Origin of the sequence: Oryzomicrobium sp., assembly GCF_021287045.1 — a bacterium.
In the GTDB taxonomy this organism is placed as follows: domain Bacteria; phylum Pseudomonadota; class Gammaproteobacteria; order Burkholderiales; family Rhodocyclaceae; genus Oryzomicrobium.
Map to the genome: position 1 here is coordinate 222,143 of NZ_JAJTBG010000008.1, position 20,343 is coordinate 242,485.

The window sequence follows — 20,343 nt, forward strand, 5'->3', positions numbered from 1 at the left end:
CTTAGAACACCTTCTGCTTCAACAGACCCTGCAAGTACTGACCATAGCCGTTCTTGGCCAGGGGCTGGGCGAGCCGCTCAAGTTCGGCGTCGTCGACCCAGCCATGGCGCCAGGCGATTTCCTCGGGACAGGCCACCTTCAGGCCCTGGCGCTTTTCCAGGGTGGCGATGAATTGCCCCGCCTCGAGCAGGCTTTCATGGGCCCCCGTATCGAGCCAGGCATAGCCGCGCCCCATGATCTCGACCGACAGGTCGCCCCGTTCCAGATAGAGGCGATTGAGATCGGTGATTTCCAGTTCGCCACGGGGGGAAGGTTGCAATCCCTTGGCCAGTTCCACCACCTGGCTGTCGTAGAAATACAGGCCGGTGACCGCATAGTTGGACCGGGGCCGGGCAGGTTTTTCCTCCAGGCTCAGGACTTTTCCCGCCGTATCGAACTCGGCCACGCCGTAACGTTCGGGGTCGTGGACGTGGTAGGCGAACACGCTGGCGCCGTGTTCCCGAGCCATGGCATTGCCCAGCAGTTGCGGGAAATCGTGGCCGTAGAAGATGTTGTCGCCCAGCACCAACGCGCTTGGCGCCCCGGCAAGGAAGGACTCGCCGATGATGAAGGCCTGGGCCAGACCGTCCGGGCTGGGCTGCACGGCATAGGTCAGGTTCAACCCCCATTGCCGGCCATCGCCCAACAGCTGCTCGAAACGGGGCGTGTCCTGGGGCGTCGAAATGATCAGGATGTCGCGGATCCCGGCCAGCATCAGTGTGCTCAGGGGATAGTAGATCATCGGCTTGTCGAAGACAGGCAGAAGCTGCTTGGACACCGCCAACGTGGCCGGATGCAGGCGGGTTCCGGCCCCGCCCGCGAGGATGATACCTTTGCGCTGGATCATGGTGATTATTTGTCGAAAAGTTCCGCCAACGTGCGTGACACCCCAATTTTCCAATGGGGCAGAGCCAGATCGAAGGTCTGTTGCAGCAGCGCCGTATCCAGACGCGAGTTGTGCGGCCGCGGGGCCGGCAGGGGATAGGCGCTGGTCGGCACGGGCCGGACCAGGACCGGGCGCCCCGCCGCGAGGGCGGATTCGATCACATGGCGCGCGTAGCCGTACCAGGTGGTTTCCCCAGCGGCGGCCAGATGGTAAAGCCCGGCCACGTCCGCCTGCCGTCGGGCGGTGCGGATGGCGTGGGCGGTCACGTCGGCGATCAGTTCGGCACCGGTCGGGGCCCCGAACTGGTCGTCGATCACCTTGAGTTGGTCCCGTTCCGCCGCCAGGCGCAGCATGGTCTTGATGAAGTTGCCGCCACGGGTGGCATAGACCCAGCTCGTCCGGAAGATGAGGTGGCGACACCCGGCCGCCTGGATTGCCTGCTCTCCCGCCAGCTTGGTCTGACCATAGACCGACAGGGGCGCGGGGACGTCCCGCTCGCACCAGGGCCGCTCGCCACTGCCATCGAAGACGTAATCCGTGGAGTAGTGCACCAGCCAGGCCCCCAGGGCCGCGGCTTCCCGGGCGATCGCCGCCACGCTGTCGGCATTGATGGACCGGGCCAGTTCGGGCTCGCCTTCCGCCTTGTCGACGGCAGTGTAGGCGGCCGCATTGACGATCACATCCGGCGCCACCGTCCGGACAGTCCGGGCGATCGCCTCGGGATCGCGAAAATCCCCAGCCAGACCGGGCTGGCCCGACGTCCCCAAGGCAAGCACCTGGCCCAACGGCGCCAGGGCGCGCTGCAGTTCCCAGCCTACCTGCCCGTTCTTGCCGAAGAGCAGGATTTTCAGCGGAGCCGTCACTTCAGCGCCTCGCCGTAATTCGTCTGCAGCCAGGTGCGGTATGCGCCGCTTTGCACGTTGGCGACCCAGTCCTGGTTATCCAGGTACCAGCGGACCGTCTTGCGGATACCGGATTCAAAGGTTTCCGCCGGACGCCACCCCAACTCCCGTTCGATCTTGCGCGCATCGATCGCATAGCGGCGGTCGTGCCCGGGGCGATCGGCCACATGGATGATTTGCGTACGGTAGGGCTGTCCGTCGTCCCGGGGCCGCATCTCATCCAGCAGGTCGCACAGGGTATGGACGATCTCGATGTTCGGCTTCTCGTTCCAACCGCCGACATTGTAGGTTTCCCCCAGGCGGCCGGCGGCGAGTACGCGCCGGATCGCACTGCAGTGGTCCTTGACGTAGAGCCAGTCGCGAACCTGCATGCCGTCTCCATAGACCGGCAGGGGCTTGCCCGCCAGGGCATTGACGATCATCAGCGGGATCAGTTTTTCCGGGAAATGGTAGGGGCCGTAGTTGTTGGAACAGTTGGTGGTGAGAACCGGCAACCCGTAGGTATGGTGATACGCCCGCACCAGATGGTCGGACGCGGCCTTGGAGGCCGAGTACGGGCTGTTGGGTTCGTAACGGTGCGACTCGGCAAAAGGCGCCGCCTCCGCGGTCAGGGAGCCATAGACCTCGTCGGTGGAAACGTGCAGGAAGCGGAATGTCGCCCGCGCCGCGTCGTCGAGCCGGCTCCAGTAGCCCCTGACCGCCTCGAGGAGGCGGAAGGTGCCGACGATATTGGTCTGGATGAAATCCTCGGGGCCGTGGATGGAGCGGTCCACATGGGACTCGGCGGCAAAGTTCACCACGGCCCGGGGCTGGTGCGTGGTCAGCAGCTTTTCGAGCAGCGCCGCGTCGCCGATGTCGCCCTGGATGAAGATGTGGCGTGGATTCCCGGCCAACGCCGCCAGGTTTTCCAGGTTGCCCGCGTAGGTCAGCTTGTCGAGGTTGAGGACTGGCTCCTCGTTCTCCGCCAGCCAGTCGAGCACGAAATTGGCGCCGATGAACCCGGCCCCGCCAGTTACCAGGATCACGTTGTTCCGCTCCCTATGCTTGTTGTCGATACAGCGGCGAAATCACAGACGCCACAGGGTGATGTCGCCGCGGGGCGGCTGCCCGAACAGGGCTTTGACATCTGCCAGCCCGCCACGGGGAAGAATCTTCTCGGCGATGGCGGCACCGTCGTTGCGGTAGGCATCGTGGGCCACCGCCAGCACCACCGCCTCGGCCACCGGCAGATCGCCCCAGGCGGACAGGGTCAGGCCGTATTCGTGCTTTGCCTCCGCCGCATCGGCCAGGGGATCGTGGACGAACACCTCCACCCCGTAGCTCTCCAGCTCACGGATGATGTCCGGCACCCGGGAGTTGCGCAGGTCCGGGCAGTTTTCCTTGAAGGTCAGGCCGAGCACGTTCACCCGCGCGCCCTTGATGTTCTGCCCCGCCTGGATCATCAGCTTGATGGTCTTTTCAGCGATGAACTTGCCCATGCCGTCGTTGATGCGGCGGCCGGCCAGGATCACCTGGGGGTGATAGCCCAGCATGTCGGCCTTGTGGGTCAGGTAGTAGGGGTCCACGCCGATGCAGTGGCCGCCGACCAGGCCCGGCTTGAACTTGAGGAAGTTCCACTTCGTCCCGGCCGCCTCGAGCACTTCGTTGGTATCGATGCCGAGCTTGTCGAAGATCAGCGCCAGTTCGTTCATCAAGGCGATGTTCAGGTCGCGCTGGGTGTTCTCGATGACCTTGGCCGCCTCGGCGACCTTGATCGAGGTAGTGCGGTGCACCCCCGCCACGATGACCGACTCGTACAGGCGCGCCACCTGCTCCAGCGTCTCGGGGCTGTCCCCGGACACCACCTTCACGATGCGGGTCAGCGTGTGCTCCTTGTCGCCCGGATTGATGCGCTCCGGGGAATAGCCCACGTGGAAATCCTGCCCCCAGCGCAGTCCGGAACTCCGCTCCAGCACCGGGATGCACACCTCTTCCGTGGCCCCGGGGTAGACCGTGGATTCGAACACCAGGGTCGCGCCCCGCTTCATGTACCGCCCAGCGGTCTCGGAGGCGCCGACCAGGGGCGAGAAGTCGGGCTGGTGGGCGTCGTCCACCGGTGTCGGCACGGCGACCACGATGAAATCGGCCAGGGAAAGCTGGGTCGGGTCCGTCGTCGCCTCCAGATGCACGGCCTCGGCCAGCTCCTCTCTGGACACTTCGCCGGTGGGATCGAATCCCTGGCGGTAAGCCGCGACCTTGCTCTCGGCCAGGTCGAAACCGATGGTACGGAAGCGCTTGCCGAACGCCACCGCCAGCGGCAGCCCCACATAGCCCAGGCCGATGACGGCAACGGTCGGATTGAATCGGGTATCAGTCATCGCTTCCACTCTTTCTTGCGCTCGTTCTTGTGCATTGGTGCGTACGCACACTGTGCGTAGTAGTCCCGGTACCACGCCACGAAGCGGCGCACGCCCTCTTCCACCGTGGTCGCGGGAGCAAAGCCGACGGCGGTCGCCAGTTCGGCGGTATCGGCACTGGTGGCCGGCACATCGCCGTCCTGCAAGGGCAGGAAGTTCTTTTCCGCCGTCTTGCCCAAGGCCTTCTCCAGGGTCTCGATGTAGGTCATCAGCTGTACCGGATCGTGGTTGCCGATGTTGAACACCCGGTAGGGGGCATTGCTGCGGGCCGGGTCCGGATTGGCCGGGTCGAAGGCCGGGTCGGGCTGGGCCGGCTGGTAGAGCACGCGGACCACGCCCTCGACGATGTCGTCCACATAGGTGAAGTCGCGCACCATCTGGCCGTGGTTGAACACGTCGATGGGACGGCCTTCCAGGATCGCCCGGGTGAACAGGAACAAGGCCATGTCCGGGCGCCCCCAGGGGCCATACACGGTGAAGAAGCGCAGGCCGGTGGTGGGCAGGCCGAACAGGTGGCTGTAGGTGTGGGCCATCAGCTCGTTGGACTTCTTGGTAGCCGCGTACAGGCTCACCGGATGGTCCACGCTGTCGTGCTCGGAGAACGGCATCTTGGTGTTGCCGCCGTAGACGCTGGAACTGGAGGCGTACACCAGGTGCCCGACGCGACCGTGGCGGCAGCCTTCGAGGATGTTCACGAAGCCCGCCAGGTTGGCCGAGACGTAGGCGTGGGGGTTCTGCAGGGAATAACGGACGCCGGCCTGGGCGGCCAAGTGCACCACCCGATCGAAGCCTTCCCGGGCGAACAGGGCCGCCACCGCCGCCGTGTCGGCCACGTCGCCGCGCACCATGCGGAAGCGGGCTGCGTTGGGGTGCCCCGCCAGACGGGCCGCCCGGGCTTCCTTGAGGGTCGGATCGTAGTAGTCGTTGAAGTTGTCGAACCCCACGACCTCGTCGCCCCGGTCGAGCAGGCGCAACGACGTGTGCATGCCGATGAATCCGGCGGCACCGGTGACCAGAACTTTCAAATTACCCCCACACGCCTGAATGACCGCCCGGACCCATAGCGCCCCGGGCAAAACGAAAATTATACCGGAGCCCCACTCCGTCTCCGCCCCAAGGCATCACCCCTGGCCGGAGCCGTGCCGACCGGCCCGCAATGCGATCTCCCGCATCTTGGCGTACTTGGTAAAGCTGTTGAAGCAGCCGATCGTCACGTGAATGAAGCCGGGCAGGCCGTCGAGGAAGCCGCGGCGCACCACGTAGAACTTGAAGAAGCGCACCAGGGGCGAGAGCGCCACCCGCCCCGCCGACGCCCTCTTTCCCGCCGCCACCGCCGCTTCGGCGGCCAGGCTGGTGTAGCGGTTCTGCTTGGTCAGGTAGGCGGCGATACTCTCGGCCGAATCGTGCATCAGGTCGCCGGCCAGGGTGGCGACCGGTCCGGCCTCCGACGCCACCACCACCTTCTCGTGCACCGCGTCGTCGGACCAGCGGGCATGGCCCCGGTGGAACAGGCGCAGGCTCCAGTCCGGGTAGCCCTCGCCGTGGCGCAGGTAGCGGCCGAGGAAGCGGTTGCAGCGGGCGAAGCGGTAGGCCCGGGCCGTCGGTGCCGCCAGGGCGGCCAGGATGCTCGTCCGCAGCGGCGCGCTGACCCGCTCGTCGGCATCCAGGCACAGCACCCAATCGTGGGCCGCTTGCTCCACGGCAAACTGCTTCTGCGGACCGAACCCCAGCCAGTCCTGGTGGATCACTCTGGCGCCCCGCGCGCGGGCCAGCTCCACGGTGCCGTCGCTGCTGCCCGAATCCACCACCAGCACCTCGTCGGCGAAATCGACGCTGTCCAGGCAGGCCGGCAACTGGGCGGCGGCGTTGAGGGTGATGATGACGACGGACAGGGGCATGGTCGGAGCAATCGAAGCAATCGGAGTGGTCGGAAAGGCGAGAGGGAAGAAGGCCCGGCGGCATGGCCCGGCACCCGGCGGGGCGGGCCGGATGGACGGCAGGGCCGTATAATCCACCCGCGCCAATACCGTGGGTATTCGCCGCGCCTATGCCGCCTGCCTGGTCCTGTTCCGCGACTGGCGCATTCTCCCTTCATTCGGCCGCCATTCTACCTTGCCGCCCCTGCCCGCTCCCGCCTCCCGCCCCCACGCCCCGCCGACCCTGTTGCTGGTCAAGACCTCGTCCCTGGGGGACGTGATCCACAACCTGCCGGTGGTCAGCGACCTGCGCCGCCACTTCCCCGAGGCGCGCATCGACTGGTGCGTCGAGGAAGGCTTCCAGGCTCTGCCCGGTCTGCACCCGGGCGTGGCACAGACGATCCCGGTGGCGGTGCGGCGCTGGCGCAAGCACCTGCTGCAAGGCGCCACCTGGGGCGAGATCGGCGCCTTCCGCCGCCGCCTGCGCGAGAGCGCCTACGATGCCGTGCTCGACACCCAGGGGCTGGTCAAGAGCGCCCTGATCGCCCGCCAGGCCCGGGGCCCCAAGGCCGGCTACGCCCCGGAATCAGCCCGGGAACCCCTGGCGGCGCGCTTCTACGACCGGACCTACAGCATCCCCACCGGCATCCACGCCGTCACCCGCAACCGCTGGCTGGCCGCCGCCGCCTTCGGTTACGCCGACCAGCTCGACCTGCTGCCCCTCGATTACGGACTGGCCGGCAGCCCGCGCCTGCCCGCCCCGGCCATCGGCGCCGAAGCCGAACGCCCCTACGCCGTGCTGCTCACCGCCACCAGCCGGGACGACAAGCTGTGGCCGGAAGACCGCTGGATCGCCCTGGGCCGGGCCCTGCTCGCCGCCGGCCTGGACCTGCGCCTGCCCGGCGGCAGCCCCCGGGAGCGGGAGCGGGCCGGACGCATCGCCGCCGCCCTGAACGCCCCGGAGGCCTCCCTGGCAACCCCCGCATGGATGGCCGATCTCCAGCCACCCATCGTGCAGATCGAGGGGGGACGCGCCTTTCCCGCCCCACCTCGCGCCGAGGCGCTTCCCGCCTCGGGCCTGGCCGAGCTGGCTGCCCAGATCGCTCTCGCCCGGCTGGCGGTGGGCGTGGACACCGGCCTCACCCACCTGGCCGCGGCGCTCAACATCCCCACCCTGGCCCTGTTCGTCGCCACCGACCCGGGCCTGACCGGCGTCCTCTCCGCCGGCCTGCACGCCAACCTGGGCGGCAAGGCCCAGTGCCCCGACTCCCGGGACGTGGCCGCCCGCGCCTACGCCTTCCTGACCGGGCGCGACCTGCCCGCCGTCGGCTAACCCCCCAGGCGCCCAGCTAGCCCGCCCTACCCGCACGGTTTCCACCGCCCGCCATGGACCTCACCCGCCTCGCCTACAGCCTGCTCTTCTACGCCCTGACGCCGCTCATCTGCCTGCGCCTGTGGTGGCGCGGCCGGCGCCAGCCCGGCTACCGGCGCCACCTGGGCGAGCGCTTCGGCTACAGCGCCCCGCCTGACGGTTTCACGCCCTACGACGGCACGCCCTGGCTATGGCTGCACGCCGTGTCGGTGGGTGAAACCCGGGCCGCCCAGCCGGTGGTGCGGGCCCTGCTCGACCGCCATCCAGACCACCACCTGGTCATCACCGGCATGACCCCCACCGGCCGGGACACCGCCGAATCCCTCTACCTGGCCGCCGGTTTCCCCGGCCGCGAGCGCATCGCCGTCACCTACCTGCCCTACGACCTGCCCGGCGCGGTTAACCGCTTCATCGACGCCTGGCGCCCCAAGGTCGGGGTGCTGATGGAAACCGAGCTGTGGCCCAATCTGGTGCAAAGCTGCGCTGCCCGCCAAGTGCCGGTGGTGCTGGCCAACGCCCGACTGTCGGAACGCTCGGCCCGGGGCTACCGGCGCTTTTCCGCCCTGGTCCGCCCGGCCTTTGCCGCCCTGGCCGCCGTGGCCGCCCAGACCCGGGCCGACGCCGAACGGCTGGCCGATTGCGGCGCCGGCAACATCGCCGTGTGCGGCAACGTCAAGTTCGACGTAGCCCCGCCCCCCGCCCTGCGCGACCGGGGCCGGGCCTGGCGCATCGCCTTCCAGGCCGGCGGTCCGCGCCCGGTGCTGCTCGCCGCCAGCACCCGGGAAGGGGAAGAGCCCCTGGTGCTGGACGCCTTTGCCGCCCTGCGCCGCCAGCCCGGGCTGGAGCGGACCCTGCTCGTATTGGTGCCGCGCCACCCGCAGCGCTTCGACGAGGTAGCGACCCTGGCCCAGGGTGCCGGCCTGGCGCTGACCCGCCGCTCGACCGCGCCGGGGGAAGCGGCACCCGCGGTCGATGCCGCCACCGACGTCTGGCTGGGGGATTCGCTGGGGGAGATGCCGGCCTACTACGCCTGCGCCGACCTGGCCTTCATCGGCGGCAGCCTGGTGCCCCTGGGCGGGCAGAACCTGATCGAGGCGGCAGCCTGCGGCTGCCCGGTGCTGATCGGCCCCCACACCTTCAACTTCGCCCAGGCCACCCGGGACGCGGTGGCGGCCGGCGCGGCGCGGCAGGTGGCGGACGCAGCGGAACTGGCATCGGCCGCCGCCGACCTGCTCACCCACCCCGCAACACTAGCCGCCATGCAAAACGCCGCGACGGCCTTCAGCACGGCCCATAGAGGCGCGACGGAACGGGTAATGGCGGTGATCGACGCCGCGATGCGGGGCTAAGGGGCATCACGCTTCAGCAAGGGAAAGCGATCGCCGTATCGGTACTGGTGCGTGGTGCGAACCTGCGGAACCGCTTCCAACGCAGCATTCGCAGGGGTGCGGGGGGCAAAAAACGCAGCGGGATGGCAGGCGCGCATGCAACGCCAAATTTCACGCACAGCCTGAAACCCGCGCCAATGCTTGATCTACAAGGCGCATACTCGCCAACCCAATACCAGCGCGGTTCTCGGAAAGCGCACCCTGGAACGCCGCACCAGACGTAGCTTTCAGGGTAATGCACAACTGGCCCAAGCAACGTGGCGCACCAGGCAGCGCCCAAACCGTGCGCCCCCGTGTGCCCTTCTCCCCCGCCGAGCAACGCAGTCCGGGGCGGAAAAGGGCGAGGACTGTCCGAGGCCGTAGGCCGAGTTCCGCAGCCCCCGTCCCGGGCGAGTAGCGCAGGGGACCGGCAGGCCGGCTGTTTGGTCTGCCGGCGGGGGAGCGCACTGTACAGTTCGGGCGTTCTTTGGCTACTTTCTGTCGCCGGACAGAAAGTAGCTCGCCGTCAGGCGAAACCCGGCGTTTCCGATTGCGGCGGCGCCACGTGAGAGCCCGCGCTGAAAAACGAACCAACAAGGTGCACCACGCTTCACCAAGGAAAAGCGATCTCGCCGCGTCGGTACGAGGTGCCCATTGATGCTCTTGGCGCCTCAGTGGGTCACCCTGTGGTTTGCCCCATTCGAGGCAAGGCTTGGAGCAGCCACCGTGGAAAGGCGCACCAGTATTGGATCTTCACAATGGGGTCTTGGAGAACGGCGCCAGCGCTTGCTCTCCCGGAATAGCGCCTGGAGATTCAATACTGGCGCGCCTTTTCAGGCACCAACCACCCGATTCGGCGGCATACCGGCTGAAGCCAACCAGCTCCGCCCGGAGTCGATGCACCCGCCGGGTCCGCCCGGCGCCAGGCGATCAGTGCTCCAGCAGGACGTTGACCCGGCCGATGTCCTCTTCGGCCAGGGCGCCGACGGCGGACTTCAACTTGAGCTGGGCCACCAGGGTATCGAGGCGCGACTTGGCCAAGTCCCGGGTGGTGGTGTAGACCTGCTGCTCGGCGTTGAGCACGTCGATGTTGATGCGCACCCCCACCTCGTAGCCGAGCTTGTTCGACTCCAGGGCCAGGTTGGACGAGGCCAGGGCCGCCTCGTAGGCCTTCACCTGGGCCAGCCCGCTCATCACCCCCAGGTAGGACTGCTGGGCCGCCAGGGCGGCGCTGCGCCGGGCGTTGTCCAGGTTGGCGATAGCCGCCTGGCGCTGGGCCTGGGCTTCCCGGGTCTTGGAATTGACGTAGCCCCCCTGGAACAGGGGGATGGTCACCTGCAAACCGACGCTGTAGGTGTTGGTCTTGCTGTCCAGTGCCGCCGGGTAGCCGTTCAGCACACTCTGGCTGAGACTGCCGGTATAGCCTTGGTTGGCCACCACATCCACGCTGGGCAGATGCCCGGCGCGCTGCTTGTCCACCTCGCGCTCGGCCGCTTCCAGGCCGGCCTGCTGCACCTGGACGAGGAAGTTGTCGCGCTGGGCCGATTCCACCCAGGGGGTCATGGCCTGGGGCTCGGGCGGTGTCAGGCGGGCATCGGCCTTGAGGCGGGCCAGTTCCCCCGGCTCCCGGCCGATGATGGCGGCCAGGGCGCGGCGCTTCACTTCCAGGTCGGCGTCGGCCGCCAGTTCCTGGGCCGTGGCCAGGTCGAAGCGGGACTGGGCCTCATGGGTGTCGGTGATGGTGGCGGTGCCCACCTCGAAGCTCTTCTTGGCCTGGGCCAGCTGCTGGCCGATGGCCACCTTCTGGGCCTTCAGGGCGGCCAGGTTTTCCTGGGCGTAGAGCACGTCGAAATAGGCCTGGGCGACGCGCAGCACCAGGTCCTGGCGGGCCTGGGCGAACTGGGCCTCGGACTGGGCCACCAGGGCGCCGGATTGGCGGTAGGTGGCAATGCGGTCCCAGCGGAAGACGGGCTGGGTGAGCTGGAGGGCCCAACCGTTGGAGTTGTAGCCCTGCTTGGCCGACGGGTAGGGGCCGACCTTCAGGTCGTAGTGGTTCCAGGTGGTGTTGGCGTTGCCCGCCACCACAGGCAGCAGGCCCGACAGGGCCTGGGGCCGCTTTTCCTGGCCCGCTTCCAGGGTGGCCCGGGCAGCGGCGTACTGCGGGTCGCTGTCCAGGGCCTGGCGGTAGATCTGCATCAGGTCTTCGGCGGCCAGAACCTGGCCGGCCAGGGTCAGGGACAGGGTGGCAAGCAACGCGCGCAGCAACATGCCGGAATCTCCGTAACGGGAATGGCGGGAGTCGATGACTCAGTAGGTGGGCATGGCCGGATCCACGTCCCCGGCCCAGCCGTGAACGCCTCCTGCCAGGTTGAAGACCGGCCCCACCCCCGCCCGTTCGAGGAACAGCGCCACCTGCATGCTGCGCCCGCCGTGGTGGCAGATGCACACCACGGGTACGCCTTCGGGCCGATCGTTCAGCTCTTCCCAGCGGGCCGGAATCTGCCCCATGGGCACGTGCCGGCTGTCCGGCAGGTGGCACAGGGCGAATTCCCAGGGCTCGCGCACATCCAGCAGCAGGGGTTTTTCCCGGGCGGGATCGGCGAGCCACTCGGCCAGGTCGCGGGGTGCAAGGTTCTGCATGATCGGCGGGCTGGGCTCAGAAGCTGAAGGTGCTCGGCTGGGGCGCGCCTTGCAGGGCGGGCGCCACGGTCTCGAACAGGTTGAGGGTGGAGTAGGTGTGGGGGGCGGTGCAGGTAATGATCTGGGCTTCCATCACCGGGGCGGTGCCGACGATGGCGGCCAGGCGGCCACCGACCTTGAGCTGGGCAAGCAGGGCTTCCGGCAGCACCGGCACGGAACCAGAGACGACGATCACGTCGTAGGGAGCGCCGGCGGACCAGCCTTGCAGGCCGTCGCCCACTTCGACGCGGGCGTTGGCGACGCCGGCGGCCTTGAGGTTGGCGGTGGCGGTCTTGGCCAGTTCGGGGTTGATCTCGATGGTGGTCACCTGGGCGGCCTTGGCGGCCAGCAGGGCGGCCATGTAGCCGCTGCCGGCGCCCACTTCGAGGGCCTTGTCGGTCTTCTTCACAGCCAGTTCCTGGAGCAGGCGGGCTTCGAGCTTGGGCTGGAGCATCACCTGGCCGTGGCCGATGGGCAGTTCCAGGTCGGCGAAGGCCAGGTCGCGGGAAGCGGCGGGCACGAACTCCTCGCGCTTGACCGCGAACAGCAGGTCGAGCACCGACGCATCGAGCACGTCCCAGGGACGAATCTGCTGCTCGACCATGTTGAAGCGGGCCTGCTCGATATTCAGTGTGCTTTCCATTTCCTTGCCTTCTCCATCGTTTCCCGAGGTTACGTTGCACCGGTGCGCCGTAGGCGGACCACGCGAGTTGCGCTAAACCTTGGGATTATACCGCAGGGGCTTGACCCTCCTGCGCGGCCGGCTGGGGGCGGACCCGGAACCAGGCGGCATACAGGGCCGGCAGGTAGAGCAGGGTCAGCGCCGTGGCCACCAGCAGGCCGCCCATGATCGCCACCGCCATGGGGCCGAAGAAGGTGGAGCGGGTGAGCGGGATCATCGCCAGGATGGCCGTGGCGGCAGTCAGCACCACCGGGCGGAAGCGCCGCACCGTGGCCTCGACGATGGCCCGCCAGGGCGCCAGGCCGTGGCGGATGTCCTGCTCGATCTGATCCACCAGGATCACCGAGTTGCGCATGATCATGCCCAAGAGGGCGATGGTGCCGAGCATGGCGACGAAGCCGAAGGGGCGGTTGAAGAGCAGCAGGAACAGGGTCACGCCGATCAGCCCCAGGGGTGCGGTGAGTACCACCAGCATGGTGCGCGAGAAGCTGTTCAGCTGGACCATCAGCACCGTCAGCACGGTGAAGATGAACAGGGGCATGCCGGCGGCCACCGACGACGAGCCCTTGGCCGCCTCTTCCACGGCCCCGCCGGTTTCCAGGGTGTAGCCCGGGGGCAGTTCGGCGCGGATCGGTTCCAGCTTGGGCTGCAACTGTTCGGTGACAGTGGGCGCCTGGATGCGGCTGTCGTAGATCTGGCCGCGCACGGTGATGGTCGGCAGCCGGTTGCGCCGCCAGATCAGGCCGTCCTCCATCTCATAGCGCACCTTGGCCACCTGGGCCAAAGGCACGGTGCGTCCGGTCCGGGTCGGCACATTGAGGGTTTCCAGTTGCGACAGGTAGGTGCGCTCGCGCCGGTCGCCCCGCAACAGAACCTCGATGGTGCGGTTCTTCTCGCGGAACTCGGTGGCCTTCAGGCCGATCAGGGCGGTGTTGAGCAGTTGGGCCAATTCGCTGGTGGACACGCCGAGCTGGCGCGCCTTGTCCTGATCCACCTCGAGGCGCAGCACCTTGGACGGCTCGTCCCAGTCGAACTGCACGTCGGACAGGTGGGGGTTGGCGCGCATCGCCGCCGCCACTTTCTCAGCCTGGGCGCGCAGGGTGGGCAGGTGCTCGCCGCTGACCCGGAACTGGACCGGGAAACCCACCGGCGGGCCATTCTCCAGGCGGGTGATGTTGGCCCGTACCGGGGCAAAGCCGGCGTCGTCGCGGAACAGGGCGATCAGGTGGTCGCGCAGCCCCTCCCGGTCCTCGATGCTGCGGGTCAGCACCACGAACTGGGCGAAGGCGGTCTGGGGCAACTGCTGGTCCAGGGGCAGGTAGAAGCGTGGGCTGCCGGTGCCGACCCAGGCCACGTAGTTCTCCACACCGGCCTCCTTGGCCAGCATGGTTTCCAGGCGCTGCACCACCTGTTCGGTGGCGGTGAACGACGAGCCCTCGGGCAGGCGCAGGTCCACCATCAGCTCCAGCCGGGTCGAGCTGGGGAAGAACTGCTGCTGGACGAAGCGGAAGCCCACCAGCGCCGTGACGAACACCGCCAGGGTGGCGGCGATCACCAGCCAGCGGCGCTTGACGCACCAGTCCACCAGGGTGCGGAAGCGGTGGTAGAAGGGGGTGTTGTAGATTTCCTCGGGATGGGCGTGGTGGTCCTCGACCCGGGAGGCGGTGGCCTTCTCCAGCCAGCCGTTCACCCGGGATTCCAGGCGCGGGAAGCGGGTCGACAGCCGGGCCAGCAGCGGGTGCAGCCAGCGCTGGCGCAGCCGGTAGGAGAGCCGGCTCTCCCGGGGTGCCAGGGGGTCGGGCAGCATGTGGTAGCCCAGGTAGGGGATCACCACCACCGCCGCCACCCAGGAGGTGAGCAGGGCAATGGCGTTCACCTGGAAGATCGAGCGGGTGTATTCGCCGGTGGCCGACTGGGCGGTGGCGATCGGCAGGAAGCCGGCCACGGTGACCAGGGTGCCGGAGAGCATCGGACCGGCGGTGGAGGTGTAGGCGAAGGCTGCCGCCTTGGTGCGCTCCCAGCCCTGCTCCATCTTCACCACCATCATCTCCACGGCGATGATGGCGTCGTCCACCAGCAGGCCCAGGGCCAGCACCAGCGCCCCCAGGGAAATCTTGTGCAGGCCCACGCCGAAGTACTGCATGAGCAGGAAGGTGGCGGCCAGCACCAGGGGGATCGACACCGCCACCACCAGGCCGGTGCGCAACCCCAGGGAGAAGAAGCAGGTGATCAGCACGATGATCACCGCCTCGGCCAGGGAGCGCACGAATTCGTTGATCGAGCGCTGTACCGCCTTGGGCTGGCTGGCCACCTCGCGCAGTTCCAGCCCGGCGGGCAAGTTGGCCTTGAAGCGGGCGGCCTCCTCCTCCAGGGCCTTGCCCAGGCGGATGATGTCACCCCCCGGGGCCATGGACACGCCCAGGCCCAGGGCCGGCTGGCCCATGAAGCGCATGCGCGGCTGGGCCGGCTCGGCGTAGCCGCGCTTGACCTCGGCAATGTCGCCCAGGCGGATCAGCCGGTTGCCGGCGCGGAGCGTAGTGTCGCGCACTGTCGCCACCGTGTCGTAAGCGCCGGAGAGGCGCAGCCGCACCCGGTCCTCGCCGGTCTCGAAGAAACCGGGTTCGGTCACCGCGTTCTGGCGCGCCAGGGCGTCGGTGATGGCGGTCAGGTCCAGACCCAGGTTGGCCAGCTTGATGTTGGACAGTTCGACGTAGATCTTGTCGTCCTGGTCGCCGAACAGCTCCACCTTGGCCACGTCCTTGATCTGCAGCAGCCGGTTGCGGATGCGGTCAGCGTAGTCGCGCAGCTCGGTGGGGGTGTAGCCCTCGCCGGTCAGGGCGTAGATGTTGCCGAAGGTGTCGCCGAACTCGTCGTTGAAGTAGGGCCCCTGAGTGCCGGCGGGCAGTTGGTAGCGCATGTCGCCGACCCGCTTGCGCACCTGGTAGAACAGGTCCGGCACCTGGGCCGGCGGCGTGGAATCCTTGGCCTGGAAGATCACCACCGATTCGCCGGGCCGCGAATAGCTGCGCAGGATGTCCACCTGGGGCGCCTGTTGCAGGGTCTTTTCGATCTTATCGGTGACCTGCTGCTCCACCTCCCGGGCGCTGGCGCCGGGCCAGTTGGTGCGCACCACCATCACCTTGAAGGTGAACGGCGGGTCTTCCGACTGGCCCAGCTTGCCGTAGGCGAGCACGCCCAGCAGGGCCAGGACGAAGATCAGGTAGCGCACCAAGGGCTGGTGCGCCAGGGCCCATTCGGACAGATTGAAGCGGCCGGTCACTTGGCGCTCCCGGCGGCCGGCGCCGTGGCTGCGGTAAGGGCCACCGGCGCCTCGCCGGGCAGGCTGGCGGGACGCACGGTCTGGCCGGGCAGGAGCTTATGCCCGCCATGGGATACCACCCAGTCGCCGGGGCGCACCTGGCCGCTCACCACCACCCCGTCCTCCCGGTATTGGCGCACCTGCACCGGCCGGGCCTCGGCCCGGGCGGACTGCCCCGCCGCCGCGGCCGGAGCGGCCACCACCCATACCACCTCGTTGCCGCCGCTGCGCACCAGGGCGCCCGGCGGCACCAGCACGGCGCCGTCGTCCCGGGCGCCACCCACCAACACGGTGGCTGTCATGCCCAGCAGCACGGCGGATTCATCGGCCTTGGCCGGCTTCAGCCGTACCTTGACGACGAAGGTCCGGCTGGCGGCTTCGCCGGCGGGGGCGATTTCCCGCACCTCGCCGGGAATCAGGGGCTGGGGCCGGGCCCACAGACTGACCAGCACCGGCTCACCGACCTTGAAGGCGCCCACCTGGGATTCGCTGGCAGCGATCACCACGTCCTTGTCCCCGTCCGGCGCCAGGCGCACCACGGCTTGGCCGGCGGACACCACCTGGCCCTGCTCGGCGTAGTACTGGGTGACCACCCCGGGCACGTCGGCCACCAGGGCCGCATAGCCGGACTGGTTGCCGGCCACCGCCGCCTGGGCGCGGGACGCCTCGACCCGGGCCACGGCGGCATCGTAGGCCGCCTGCTTCTGGTCCAGGGCGGCCTGGCTGATGAAATTCTGGGCGCGCAGCGCCCGGTTACGGGCGATGTCGGCCTGGGCCAGTTTCAGATCCGCCTCGGCCTGGGCCGTCTGGGCCCGGGCGGCGGCGGCGGACAGGCGGACGTCTTCGGGATCGAGCCGGGCCAGCACGTCGCCGGGCTTCACCCGGCTGCCCGGGTCCACCAGGCGGATCGCCAGCTTGCCGGCGATACGGAAGGCCAGGTCGGCCTCGCGGCGCGCCCGCACTTCGCCGGAGAACACCTGGCCGCCCAGAGGCGCCGGCTGGGCCGCCGCCACCAGCACCGGCGTGGGTGGCACGGCGGTGGGCGCCTCCCGGGAGCAGGCCGAGGCCAGCAGGACCAGCAGGGGCAGAACCGCACAGAGAGGCCGGGCGGGCCGGAACGGCAGGGCGGGGAGTCGGGTCATGGCGAAAAAGAGGGAAAGGCGGGAAGGACGGAAGACGGGCCGGACTTGTGCGGGCTGGCGGCGCCGGGTCAGCCCCGGCAGCGTAGGCCGTCCAGGGCGATGTCCAGGTGGGTGCGCAGGTAGCGCTCGGTGTCGTAGCTGGCGTCGGACGGGCAGCACGGCCCCATGGAGTAGCGCCAGATGGCCAGCATGAGCAGGGGGGCGATGACCACGTCGATGGCCGTATCCACGTCCACACCGCGGAATTCGCCGGCGGCCATGCCCCGCTCCAGGGTCAGGGCGAGCAGGCGACGGCCGGGAACGATCACGTTCTGGTAGTAGTACTCGGCCACGGAAGGAAAATTGCGCGCCTCGCTGATCATCAGCTTGGGAATGCCCCCCAGAGGGCCCTCGCCGATCAGCGCCCACCAGGCCTTGAGCAACTCCTCGAGCAGGGCCGAGGCGGAGCCTTGATAGGCCGCCACCCGGGCTCCAGCCTCTTTCAACGCCGGGACGATGCCCTCCCGGATCACCGCCTCGAACAGGGCTTCCTTGCTGTCGAAGTACAGGTACAGGGTGCCCTTGGACACGCCGGCCCGGGCCGCCACGTCGTCCAGGCGGGTGGCGGCGAAGCCGTGCTCGACGAACAGCGCCAGCGCCGCCGCCATCAATTCCTGGGGGCGGGCTTCCTTGCGCCGGCGCCGGGGCGCCGCTTCGGTGGCGGAAGCGTTCGTGTCGGAGGGGGGCGTCATGACGTTAAGTTAGTTACTGATCAGTCAGTAAACTAAATGACACGTCCTTGTCCGTCAAACCTTTTTTGCTGTCCGGTACCGGACACCGCCTCACGGCATCGGTACCTGGCCGCGACCGGCAATGAAAAAGGGCGCTGCCGAAGCAGCGCCCCTTGTACGGAACCCGGAACGCCCCGGGGCCACTTTCTCCGGCTTAGCGGCTTTCCTTGATCAGCCGGCCGTTGCCCGCCTGCACGGGGCGGGCGTTGTTGCGGTAGAGGCGGCTGAAGATGCCGATCTGTTCGGCGGCGATCGGCGCCGGCTGGCGAATCACCAGCCACAGCACGCCCTCGGTGCACGGCGGGGTGGTGAGGGAGCCCATGTAGGCGAAGTAGCCCCGATCCTTGGGCAACAGGCTGGCCGGGTCCAGGGTGGCGGTGGTGGGCTGGAACTCGTCCTGTTTTTCCAGCGGCAGGTTGTTCCACAGGGTCTGGATGGTCGGATTGAGGGCGCCCCGTTCGAGCAGCACCGCCACCACCGCCAGCCGGCCGTCGGCGGACTGGTGCACCAGGTGGGCCACCATGTCGAAGTCCCGGCCGTTGATCAGTTCCTCGCTGGGCCGGTGGAAATGGAACTGGCGCAGCCGGTAGGTCCGCCCCATCACCGTGATGAAGTTGTTGCCCAGGGGCGTGACCTGGATGGTGTGGCCGTTGTCCACGATACGGAAGGGCGCATCCTCGTACTGGAACTGGATCGGGTCCTGATCCACCTGGATGGTGTCGCGCAGGTCGATGGGGGACTGGCGGGCGCCCTTGGCGCACAGCGAGAACTCGGGCTTGAGCCGGCCCCAGTTCTCCGGCCCGCCCAGGCCCTCGTAGTCCCAATGCACCTCGACCTCCCGGGGCGGCGGCGCGCGCCGCGCCACTGCCGCCCGGGGCGCCGGAGCCTTGGCCATGCGCGCCTCCAGGGTGGCGGCCGGATCGGCGGCCGCCGCCGGCACGGGGGCCTCGGTGGCGGCAACCTTCTTCATCGCCTTCTTGGTTTCCTTGGCCAGCAGCGCGTCGTTGGCCTTTTGCAGGTCGAAGGACGCCACTTCCATCACCCGGCCGGCGGCTCGCTCGGCCTCGCGGCGCACTTCGCCGGGGGTCTGGGGACGGCAGATTTCGCGCAGCAGCCGGTCTTCGATGCTGCCGCCGCGTACCGGCAGCTCGGCGGCGGCCTTCACGTCCTCCTCCCGCAGCACCTCGCCGTCGGCGCGCAGGAAGGAACGTTTCAGGGTAGCGAAGGTGCGGTTGGAGCAGTCGTAGCGGTTGTAGGCCTGGACCACCTTGTAGGCGGCCGAGCTGCGCGGGTCCGGCACTTCCTTGTCGAGGACGATGCGGCCCCAGGCCACGGTCTTGCCAGTTTCGTCCTTCTTGATGCTGGCCCGGTCGATGTCCACCCGCCGACCGGTCTCGCTGATCAGGGAGCGCCAATCCGGCGCGGCAGCGGCAGGCGCGGGGGCCGCCGACTTGGCGTCCGGCGCGGCCTTGGCCACCACCGCCGGGCCGTCCAGGCGCATCTCGGTGATCGGCTTGACGTTCTTGCGCTGCCCCTCGGCCTGAGCCGCCCCAGGCAGCAGCGCGGCCGCGCCCAGGGCGGCCGCGAGCAGGCACGCGCCCAGGCGCCGAGGGGCGCGGACGCCCTCGGCCTGGCGGATGATGCCGATTCGCGATTGGATCATTTGAGTTCCCCGGGACAGCGGCGGAAATTATTGGTCTACGTCGGTTTTACGGCCTGCCAATAGGAAACTTGAGGGCACAGCGCTTTTCCAGTACCGTGCGGTTCCACGTTAGGGGTGCCGCCCGGATGGGCTGGGCGGCTGAGAGAGTCCCTTGGAACCTGATCCGGGTCATGCCGGCGAAGGGAAACGCCATGCCGCCAGCCATTATCCTGCCAGAAACTGACGTCCTCGCGACGTCCCCCTCGTCTTCCCCCTCCGCCCCGGGCGCCCGCCCGGCGGTGCCGCCCAACGTCGTGACCATCGCCGGGGTCGATCCCTCCGGCGGTGCCGGCGTGCTGGCCGACCTGAAAGCCTTTTCCGCCCTGGGCGCCTACGGCAGCGCCGTGATTGCCGCCCTGACCGCCCAGAACACTCAGGGCGTCGCCGGCGTGCACGTCCCACCCACCGATTTCCTGGCGCTGCAGATCGACACCCTGTTCGCCGACGTGGCCATTGCCGCCGCCAAGACCGGCATGCTCGGCACCCCGGCGGTAGTGCGCACCGTGGCCGAGGGCTTCGCCAAGTGGCGCCCGGCCCAGGTGGTGGTGGACCCGGTGATGGTGGCCAAGAGCGGCGACAAGCTGCTTTCCGACGAATCCATCGGCCTGATCAAGGAGGCCCTGCTGCCCCAGGCCACGGTGATCACCCCCAACCTGCCGGAAGCGGCGGTGCTGGTGGAGATCGGCCACCCGGAGTCGGTGCGCGAAATGTACAAGGCCGCCGAGAAGCTGCGCCGCCTGCTGCCCGACGACGGCCGGCGCTGGGTGCTGCTCAAGGGCGGCCACCTGCCCGGCGACGACCTGACCGACCTGCTCTTCGACGGCGACCGCATGATCGAATTCGAAGGCCGCCGCCTGCCCACCCGCAACACCCACGGCACCGGCTGCACCCTGTCGGCGGCCATCGCCGCTCTGCTGCCGCAGCGCCCCGACGTACCCGCCGCCGTAGCCGATGCCCGGACCTATCTCAACCGGGCCATCGCCGAAAGCGGCCGGCTCCGGGTCGGCAGCGGCCACGGCCCGACCCATCACTTTCACGCCTGGTGGTGAGCGCCCACTTGCGCTAAAACCATCGTTCTTATTAGCCTCTTCGCACCACCCTGCCCCACCGGGAGTTTCCCCATGAACGCCAAAGCCCCCTTCACCGCCGCCCAGGCCCACGTCGACAGTGC

Annotated in this window: 16 protein-coding genes and 1 riboswitch; of the genes, 3 read left to right on the forward strand and 13 right to left on the reverse strand. The window is 68.6% G+C overall.

The window, feature by feature from the left end:
• Nucleotide 1: 1 nt before the first annotated feature.
• From rfbA to LWW89_RS11160, 6 genes are all read right to left on the reverse strand, one after another.
• Entirely contained in the window at nt 2-886 is an 885-nt protein-coding gene (gene rfbA / locus LWW89_RS11135) for a glucose-1-phosphate thymidylyltransferase RfbA (protein ID WP_293264119.1), read from the reverse strand.
• A gap of 5 nt (nt 887-891) precedes the next feature.
• Nucleotides 892-1,776 (reverse strand): dTDP-4-dehydrorhamnose reductase, encoded by an 885-nt coding sequence (gene rfbD / locus LWW89_RS11140; RefSeq protein ID WP_293264157.1) that lies wholly within the window; start codon nt 1,774-1,776, stop codon nt 892-894.
• A gap of 8 nt (nt 1,777-1,784) precedes the next feature.
• Nucleotides 1,785-2,852 carry a dTDP-glucose 4,6-dehydratase gene (rfbB, locus tag LWW89_RS11145; protein WP_293264121.1) on the reverse strand — a complete coding sequence of 356 codons (1,068 nt, stop codon included), beginning with the start codon at nt 2,850-2,852 and terminating at the stop codon, nt 1,785-1,787.
• A gap of 42 nt (nt 2,853-2,894) precedes the next feature.
• The gene (locus LWW89_RS11150) at nt 2,895-4,184 is read right to left on the reverse strand and encodes a nucleotide sugar dehydrogenase (protein ID WP_293264123.1); all 1,290 of its coding nucleotides are present in this window, start codon (nt 4,182-4,184) and stop codon (nt 2,895-2,897) included.
• A complete protein-coding gene (locus LWW89_RS11155; protein WP_293264125.1) occupies nt 4,181-5,248 on the reverse strand; it encodes an NAD-dependent epimerase in 1,068 nt (355 codons plus the stop codon). Before LWW89_RS11155 ends, LWW89_RS11150 begins: the two co-directional genes overlap by 4 nt.
• 96 nt (nt 5,249-5,344) lie before the next feature.
• Nucleotides 5,345-6,121, reverse strand: a complete 777-nt coding sequence (locus LWW89_RS11160) for a glycosyltransferase family 2 protein (RefSeq protein WP_293264127.1) — start codon at nt 6,119-6,121, stop codon at nt 5,345-5,347.
• 130 nt (nt 6,122-6,251) lie between these two features.
• Between LWW89_RS11160 and waaC the strand changes: the two genes are divergently transcribed.
• Nucleotides 6,252-7,472 carry a lipopolysaccharide heptosyltransferase I gene (waaC, locus tag LWW89_RS11165; RefSeq protein ID WP_293264129.1) on the forward strand — a complete coding sequence of 407 codons (1,221 nt, stop codon included), beginning with the start codon at nt 6,252-6,254 and terminating at the stop codon, nt 7,470-7,472.
• Nucleotides 7,473-7,525: 53 nt separating this feature from the next.
• On the forward strand, nt 7,526-8,860 hold the full coding sequence (gene waaA / locus LWW89_RS11170; RefSeq protein ID WP_293264131.1) for a lipid IV(A) 3-deoxy-D-manno-octulosonic acid transferase: 1,335 nt from the start codon (nt 7,526-7,528) through the stop codon (nt 8,858-8,860).
• A gap of 948 nt (nt 8,861-9,808) precedes the next feature.
• Here waaA and LWW89_RS11175 read toward each other — a convergent pair.
• The 7 genes from LWW89_RS11175 to LWW89_RS11205 form a co-directional block, all read right to left on the reverse strand.
• Nucleotides 9,809-11,146 carry a TolC family outer membrane protein gene (locus LWW89_RS11175; RefSeq protein ID WP_293264133.1) on the reverse strand — a complete coding sequence of 446 codons (1,338 nt, stop codon included), beginning with the start codon at nt 11,144-11,146 and terminating at the stop codon, nt 9,809-9,811.
• A gap of 39 nt (nt 11,147-11,185) precedes the next feature.
• Complete coding sequence (locus LWW89_RS11180) at nt 11,186-11,518, reverse strand: rhodanese-like domain-containing protein (protein ID WP_293264135.1); 333 nt, start codon at nt 11,516-11,518, stop codon at nt 11,186-11,188.
• Between the two features lie 16 nt (nt 11,519-11,534).
• Nucleotides 11,535-12,188: a protein-L-isoaspartate O-methyltransferase gene (locus tag LWW89_RS11185; RefSeq protein WP_293264159.1), complete on the reverse strand. Its 654-nt coding sequence runs from the start codon at nt 12,186-12,188 to the stop codon at nt 11,535-11,537.
• Between the two features lie 97 nt (nt 12,189-12,285).
• Nucleotides 12,286-15,519, reverse strand: a complete 3,234-nt coding sequence (locus LWW89_RS11190; protein WP_293264137.1) for an efflux RND transporter permease subunit — start codon at nt 15,517-15,519, stop codon at nt 12,286-12,288.
• A complete protein-coding gene (locus LWW89_RS11195; protein WP_293264139.1) occupies nt 15,516-16,700 on the reverse strand; it encodes an efflux RND transporter periplasmic adaptor subunit in 1,185 nt (394 codons plus the stop codon). The genes LWW89_RS11190 and LWW89_RS11195 overlap by 4 nt, the downstream gene beginning before the upstream one ends.
• A 68-nt stretch (nt 16,701-16,768) precedes the next feature.
• On the reverse strand, nt 16,769-17,431 hold the full coding sequence (locus LWW89_RS11200) for a TetR/AcrR family transcriptional regulator (RefSeq protein ID WP_293264141.1): 663 nt from the start codon (nt 17,429-17,431) through the stop codon (nt 16,769-16,771).
• Between the two features lie 193 nt (nt 17,432-17,624).
• Entirely contained in the window at nt 17,625-19,133 is a 1,509-nt protein-coding gene (locus LWW89_RS11205; RefSeq protein ID WP_293264143.1) for a carbonic anhydrase family protein, read from the reverse strand.
• Nucleotides 19,134-19,233: 100 nt separating this feature from the next.
• Nucleotides 19,234-19,335: riboswitch (TPP riboswitch) on the forward strand.
• Between LWW89_RS11205 and thiD the strand changes: the two genes are divergently transcribed.
• Nucleotides 19,325-20,221, forward strand: a complete 897-nt coding sequence (gene thiD / locus LWW89_RS11210) for a bifunctional hydroxymethylpyrimidine kinase/phosphomethylpyrimidine kinase (protein ID WP_293264145.1) — start codon at nt 19,325-19,327, stop codon at nt 20,219-20,221. (Overlaps the previous riboswitch by 11 nt.)
• Nucleotides 20,222-20,343 lie beyond the last annotated feature (122 nt).

Coding starts and splice junctions, on each gene's coding strand:
- LWW89_RS11150 (WP_293264123.1), bottom strand. CDS start 4,184: ATGACTGATACCCGATTCAATCCGACCGTTGCCGTCATCGGCCTGGGC.
- LWW89_RS11195 (WP_293264139.1), bottom strand. CDS start 16,700: ATGACCCGACTCCCCGCCCTGCCGTTCCGGCCCGCCCGGCCTCTCTGT.
- rfbA (WP_293264119.1), bottom strand. CDS start 886: ATGATCCAGCGCAAAGGTATCATCCTCGCGGGCGGGGCCGGAACCCGC.
- LWW89_RS11205 (WP_293264143.1), bottom strand. CDS start 19,133: ATGATCCAATCGCGAATCGGCATCATCCGCCAGGCCGAGGGCGTCCGC.
- LWW89_RS11160 (WP_293264127.1), bottom strand. CDS start 6,121: ATGCCCCTGTCCGTCGTCATCATCACCCTCAACGCCGCCGCCCAGTTG.
- LWW89_RS11180 (WP_293264135.1), bottom strand. CDS start 11,518: ATGCAGAACCTTGCACCCCGCGACCTGGCCGAGTGGCTCGCCGATCCC.
- waaA (WP_293264131.1), top strand. CDS start 7,526: ATGGACCTCACCCGCCTCGCCTACAGCCTGCTCTTCTACGCCCTGACG.
- LWW89_RS11200 (WP_293264141.1), bottom strand. CDS start 17,431: ATGACGCCCCCCTCCGACACGAACGCTTCCGCCACCGAAGCGGCGCCC.
- thiD (WP_293264145.1), top strand. CDS start 19,325: ATGCCGCCAGCCATTATCCTGCCAGAAACTGACGTCCTCGCGACGTCC.
- LWW89_RS11175 (WP_293264133.1), bottom strand. CDS start 11,146: ATGTTGCTGCGCGCGTTGCTTGCCACCCTGTCCCTGACCCTGGCCGGC.